Origin of the sequence: Streptomyces boluensis, assembly GCF_009908195.1 — a bacterium.
Lineage (GTDB): Bacteria > Actinomycetota > Actinomycetes > Streptomycetales > Streptomycetaceae > Streptomyces > Streptomyces boluensis.
In genome coordinates, this window is record NZ_JAAAHS010000438.1 from 1 (window position 1) to 5,768 (window position 5,768).

Genomic DNA, 5,768 nt, shown 5'->3' on the forward strand with positions numbered 1-5,768 from the left:
AGGCTCCCACCCCTGCGCCCGCACCTGCCGATACGCCCGCCGGCACCGCCGCTAAGTCCCGCCGCCGCCCTCGATCCCGCTCCCCCGCGCCCTGCCGGATTGGCCAGTTCTCGCCCGTACGTACTGGGCGGACCTCGGCAAGTCGGGCGCCGCATTTCAACGCCGCCGCGTATCCCGCCCGCCGGTCCGGGCTGCGTGGCCCGCGCCACTGCCGCACTCTGGGGGCATGGCCTGGCAGACGCCGATCGTCGTACATCCGCCGGAGGCGAGGGACGGGCGGCCCGTCAGCGTGCGCGGAGCGCCGCTCGGCAACGCGCACAGCGACCGCGAACTGGTCGAACTGCTCCGCGCGGCCGGGCTCGACGAGGCCGACATCGCCCTCGACGACCCGCACCTCGTGGAGTGGCGCGGCGCGGGGCCCCACCAGTGGCAGCCGGCTGCCGACGGCTGAGCTGAAACCTTCCGGGCCGCGCGTCCCCTGTGCGGCCTACCCGTATGCCCCATTCGCACGACAGCGATAGCGGCCGCCGGAGGGCGTACCTAGCGTTTCGGGCATCGAGGTGCATCACCGGTTGCAGCGGAACAGCTCCGCGCCTGCTCCTCGGGGACCCAAAGGATTGCTCATGCGCGCGATATCCCTCGTATCCGCCGTATCCGCGGCCGTCGTCTCGGCGGGCGCCCTGACCCTCAGCGCTCCGGCAGCCCACGCGGCGGTCACCGGGGACAACGACATCACGTCCTTCGGCTTCAGCATCACGCCGACGACCATCGCCGCGGGCGGCCAGGTCACCTTGAAGGTGGACGGCTGCGACGCGGACGCGCACGCCACCTCGGGCGTCTTCGACAAGGTCACGATCCCGCGGGGCCAGACGGCCAACGCGACCGTGGACTGGGACGCGAAGCCGGGTGCGATGTACACGGTCACCTTCGAGTGCAAGGGCGAGACCGGCACCACCGACCTGACCATCGCCACCGGCGGCGGCAACCACAACGGCGGCAACCAGTCGGGCGGCGATCAGTGGGGCGGCCAGCACAACGGCGGCCAGCACAACGGCGGCCAGCACAACGACGCCACCGCACACCGCGGTGTACGGGCCGGCATCGGCGGTACCTTCAGCGACCTGGACTTCCATGAACTCGCCCTGGGCGGCGCCCTGATCGCGGGCGCGCTGGGCTCCGCGTACTACTGGGCGCGGCGCCGCCCCAGCGAGAGCGGTTCCTGAGCGCAGGGCGGCGGGCGCTGTCATGGCATCTCGACTCGGTTGCACAGCATCTCAACTCGGCTGTACGACACAGCACTTCGCCCCGGGATCCGCACCGGTCCCGGGGCAAAGCGTCGTACGTCGCGCCCGTGGGCGCGGGGGTGTGTCAGCTCTTGGCCTCGCCGCGGCGGCGCAGCCAGAACACGCCGCCGCCGATGACGGCCGCCGCCACCAGGGAGCCGCCGATCGCCACGTCGGTGGACGTGGCACCGGTGCTGGAGCTGCCGCCGAGACCACCGCGGACACCGCCGTGGATGACGGTGAGCGCGGCCTCCCGGGTGACGCTGTTGTTAGGGCCGGTGCCACACGTGGCGGTCACGCTGTGGGAGCCGATGCTGGCGTTGTGGTTGATGGTTACGTTGGCGGTGGCGACGCCGCCGCTCGAATGCAGCGGGGTGCTCTGGAAGGCCGACGAGGAGACGCTGCCGTTCGTGTTGCACTCGTGGGCGTTGACCGTCACCGTGACCGTGCCGCCGCGATGGGTGGTGGTCGGCGAGACGCTGATGGTGCTTCCGTCCCAGGCGCTCGCCGCAGGCGCTGCGAGCCCGATGAACGCACCGGCGGCGGCCGTGACCGCCAGGGCACGAGAAGTACGCATGTGAACCTCCGCGGGAGAGCGCCCCGAGGAACCGTCCCCGGGCAGGAATTGGCGAGATCGCTGCTCCCATACCGACCCTCGGGTGCCGTGCGCGGGCCCGCATTTCGGGGCTGGTCCGTCCTGGTGAGCCGACACGCCGACGCGGCGTCCCGTAAAAGCGAGTAGGCGCAGGTCACACACCGTCAGAAAATATCTTTCGCGGGCGACTCGGATGGCTCACCGGCCGTTCGGGGGCCACCCGTTCGCCCGCGCTCTGTCGCACACTTCCGGTCCCGCCCTTAGCGTTCTGCCATGCGCAACGGACGCGGTGGGAAATGCCGCGTCGAGAGGGGATCTGAGAATGCCTTCGTCCCAGTCCGCCGAAGAGGAGGAGCCGCAGAAGAAGCGCGCCCCATGGGGAGTGATAGCGCTTGTTCTGCTGACCGGGCTCGCCTTGATACGGAATGGTTCCGGCGAATTCGCCGTAGGGCCCCCGCAGCCGGCTTCGGCCGCGGCGGCGGCCGAAAGCCGGGTGCACGGCCAGACCAGGGCGAAAGCCCCGGACGCACTGCCGTTCTCGCTCGCCGAACGCGTCCGGATCCCCGCGATCCAGGTGGACGCCCCGATCCAGCCGGTCGGCCTTGACGCGGCGGGCTGGGTGGACGCCCCGCCGCCCGCGGACCCCAATCTCGCGGGCTGGTTCAACGGCGCCGTCTCGCCCGGGGAGAAGGGCACGGCCGTCGTCGTCGGCCATGTCGACAACAACTCGGGCCCGGCGGTCTTTTACGGTCTCGGTTCACTCACCAAGGGAAATCACGTCGAGATTCAGCGCAAGGACGGACGTACCGCGGTGTTCGAGGTCTACGGCATCGAGGTGTTCGACAAGAACAACTTCCCGGGCACCAAGGTGTACGGCTCGACCGGCGCTCCGGAATTGCGGGTCATCACCTGCGGCGGTGGGTTCACCAAGGAGAAGGGCTACGACGGAAATGTCGTCGCTTTCGCCCGCATGGTGAAGACGACCTGAGAGATATCTGGCATACGAAAGCCGGCATACGGAAGCCGGGCGGACTCGTGAACTGTACGAGTCCGCCCGGCTTTTGGGTGCTCAGCGACCGGAGCGGCGGCACCCGGCCGTGCGGCTCACCCGGCCGTGCGGCTCATGTCGCGGTGCGGCTCGGCACTCCGATCCGGTAGCCCTCGTCGAGCAGTCGGGGCAGATAGGTGCGCAGCGCCTTGACGCTCTGCGAGCGGTTGCCGCCCGCGTCGTGCGAGAGCACCACGACTCCGGGGCCCGCGCCCCGCAGGACGTTGCGGACGATCGTGTTGGTGCCGGGTTCGCGCCAGTCGAGGGTGTCGACGGTCCAGGCCAGGGGTTCCATGCCGAGTTCGGCGCCGATCTCGAAGGCCGAGCGGTTCCAGGCCCCGTACGGTGCGCGGAACCATCGCGGTGGCTGGCCCACGGCGTCCATGACGGCGTCGCTGGTGCGCTCGATCTCGTCCCTGATGCCGCGGCGCCGCATCAGGGTCAACTCGGGGTGCGTGAAGGTGTGGTTGCCGATGGTGTGGCCGTCGTCGATCATCCGCCGGAGCAGGTCGGGGTTGGCCTCGGCCATCTCGCCGCAGACGAAGAACATCGCCCGCACGTCGTGCTTGCGCAGGGTGCGCAGGATGTCCGGGGTGTAAAGCGGGTCGGGCCCGTCGTCGAAGGTGAGGACCATGCCGCGCCCCCGGGCGGCCATGCGCAGAATCGGCTTGCTGCGTACGGGAGTTCGGCCGATGGCGGCGCGCTGCGGACCGTATCCGGTCATGGGTTGCAGGCGGTACGCGGAGGGCTTCTGGGGACGTGCCGCCTGGGCGCCCGCGGCGGGTCCCGGCGAGTTGGAGGGGCGGGATGAGGTGCCGGACCGCTCGGCGCCGGACCGTTCGGTGCCGGCGCAGCCCGCGGTGGCCGCGAGGGCGAAGAGGGCGGCGCCGCGCAGGAGTACGCGACGCCCCGGAAGCATTTCGTCCGTTTTCATGACTTATGCGTCGCACGTGCGCGGGCACGCGAATCTCTTCGGCGCGTGCCGTCCGTGAAAGCACCTGTTGAGACCGGCTCGGGGTGCGCGGTGCACCGAGTCGAGGTAGGGCGCGGCGTGCACGTCAGGTCCGATGCCCCGTCAACTCGGAGTGCGCGGCGCCCAGTTCACCGGGGGCCGCGCCGTCCTCCGCCCGGAGTCAGCAGTCGCGGCCCGCGTCGCACTGCCAACCGGAGAAGCCGCCCTCGTGGGGGTTCTCGATGTCGCGGTCGAACTCCAGGAGCCCCCAGGCGACCCAGGCCGTGAACGCGAGGCAGAGCGCGAGCCCGGCCCAGAGCGCCACCTTCTTCACCCGGGCGCGGTCCCTCACGCGGTCATCTCGTCGGAGGACCCGGACACGTCGAAGTCCTGGGCCATTCCGGAGCTGTGCAGGTGGGCGATGTCGGCCTGCTCCAGGTCCATGCCCGTCGGTCCCGGCCCGCCGCCGGACACGGTGGCGCGGTGCTCGCTGGGGATGCCCCAGTCGTACCGCTTCTGGACCTCCACGTGGTACGTGATCTCGTCGCCCTGCTTCTCGCCGACGAGGCGGTACTGGAAGTGGTTGAGCGCGTAGAACCACTCCTGACTGGAGTCGCCGTCCTTGGGGTTGGGCGCCGTGGACGACCAGTCGGTGGTGAACGGCCCGTCGCCGCGCTTGCGGACGTCGTCCTGCAGCGTGCCGTCGACGTCCTTACGGAAGGCGGGGATGTCATCCATCATCTGCTGCGGCTCGACCTCCACGGGCTTCCCGCTGCCGTCGAGGTAGTGCTTCACCAGGCCCGCGGCCGTCGGCCAGTCCTTGACGGTGGCGAAGTAGGCGGCCACGTTGTTCAGCTGGTTGTGGATCTTGCGGTCGTGCGCGGTGGGTTCCACGATGTCGAACTCGCGGTTCTCGGTCTCGAAGTTGTCGACCGTACCGAAGATCACCTTGAGGCTCTTGGTCAGCCAATCGTCGTCCTCGGAGGCCTCTTTGAGCAGTTTCTTCGCCCGCTTCTCCAGCGAGTCCGCGGTCCGGTTCTTCTCGTCGAGCATCTTCTGCGACTCCGGGTCGTTCGGGTCGTAGAGCACCTCCCAGTCGACGTCGCCGCCGTCCGTGATGGTCATGCCCTCGCCCATCGCCTCGCTCTGGAGGTCCTCGGCACGCTTCTTCAGGCCCGCCAGGCCCTTCACCCCGCCACGGCCCGTATCACCGTCGGCTTCCTTGTCCAGGAACGTCCGCAGCGCCCTGACTTCCTTGTCCAGCGCGTCGATGTTCATCTGCACACGGTCGCAGTACGACTGTGCGGCGCTGCCGCCCTTGCCCCGCCAGTTGTCGTCGTGCAGGGGCTTGACCACGTCGTCGTGGAAGCCGCCGCGGGCCTCCTTGAGTTTGCGGTGGACCGTGATCCATTCGTCGGCGAAGTTCTCGAGTCCCGCCACGTCGAGCTGGAGGAGTGCGTTGAAGCCGGGCATGTGCTGTCCCCGTGTGGTCCGGTGCGGATGTTCCGGTGCGGATGTTCCGCTGTGGTGTGGTCGTCAGGTTGCGGTGCGCGGTGCTCAGGCGAACTGGGCGGCGGTGCGCGTCTCGTTCGTGTCGTAGGCGTCCGCGCTGAGGCGGAAGTTCTCCGCGGACTGGTCGAGCCGCTGGACGACGTACCGGTTCAAGTCCTCCCAGCGGCCCTGGAGTTCGTCGAGGCTGCCGACGAAGTCCCAGTCCTTGGCCGCGCGGGCCAGGTCCGTGTTCGCGTCCTCGGCGACTCCGCGGGTCTTGCGGATGATCTCCGACGCCGTTTCGCAGGCCTCGGCCCGCTTGCGCAGGAACGACGAGTCGACGCCGAGGTCGGGCTCCGAGCCCCACGGGGCCGGCGGGGTCGGGCTCGGGTTGGGCTC

8 protein-coding genes are annotated in these 5,768 nt (G+C 69.9%); 3 read left to right on the forward strand and 5 right to left on the reverse strand.

Translation table 11 applies throughout. The features are described 5' to 3' along the window. Positions 1 to 226 precede the first annotated feature (226 nt). Both GUY60_RS33080 and GUY60_RS33085 read left to right on the forward strand, forming a co-directional pair. On the forward strand, positions 227 to 451 hold the full coding sequence (locus GUY60_RS33080) for a hypothetical protein (RefSeq protein WP_161704637.1): 225 nt from the start codon (positions 227 to 229) through the stop codon (positions 449 to 451). A 172-nt stretch (positions 452 to 623) separates the two neighbouring features. After that, positions 624 to 1,223 (forward strand): hypothetical protein, encoded by a 600-nt coding sequence (locus GUY60_RS33085; protein WP_161704639.1) that lies wholly within the window; start codon positions 624 to 626, stop codon positions 1,221 to 1,223. Between the two features lie 145 nt (positions 1,224 to 1,368). Here GUY60_RS33085 and GUY60_RS33090 read toward each other — a convergent pair whose 3' ends face one another. Beyond that, the gene (locus GUY60_RS33090; RefSeq protein ID WP_161704641.1) at positions 1,369 to 1,860 is read right to left on the reverse strand and encodes a hypothetical protein; all 492 of its coding nucleotides are present in this window, start codon (positions 1,858 to 1,860) and stop codon (positions 1,369 to 1,371) included. 340 nt (positions 1,861 to 2,200) lie between these two features. On the opposite strand from GUY60_RS33090, the gene GUY60_RS33095 reads away from it, so the two are divergent. Beyond that, positions 2,201 to 2,866 carry a class F sortase gene (locus tag GUY60_RS33095; protein WP_161704643.1) on the forward strand — a complete coding sequence of 222 codons (666 nt, stop codon included), beginning with the start codon at positions 2,201 to 2,203 and terminating at the stop codon, positions 2,864 to 2,866. A gap of 133 nt (positions 2,867 to 2,999) precedes the next feature. Here the strand turns inward: GUY60_RS33095 and GUY60_RS33100 are convergent, their stop codons facing one another. From GUY60_RS33100 to GUY60_RS33115, 4 genes are all read right to left on the reverse strand, one after another. Next, the gene (locus GUY60_RS33100; protein ID WP_161704645.1) at positions 3,000 to 3,860 is read right to left on the reverse strand and encodes a polysaccharide deacetylase family protein; all 861 of its coding nucleotides are present in this window, start codon (positions 3,858 to 3,860) and stop codon (positions 3,000 to 3,002) included. 199 nt (positions 3,861 to 4,059) lie between these two features. Next, entirely contained in the window at positions 4,060 to 4,230 is a 171-nt protein-coding gene (locus GUY60_RS33105) for a hypothetical protein (RefSeq protein ID WP_161704647.1), read from the reverse strand. Then, on the reverse strand, positions 4,227 to 5,351 hold the full coding sequence (locus GUY60_RS33110; RefSeq protein WP_161704649.1) for a hypothetical protein: 1,125 nt from the start codon (positions 5,349 to 5,351) through the stop codon (positions 4,227 to 4,229). Before GUY60_RS33110 ends, GUY60_RS33105 begins: the two co-directional genes overlap by 4 nt. Before the next feature lie 84 nt (positions 5,352 to 5,435). Next, positions 5,436 to 5,768 (reverse strand): hypothetical protein (locus GUY60_RS33115; RefSeq protein ID WP_161704651.1); only part of this gene is annotated, 333 nt, incomplete at its 5' end.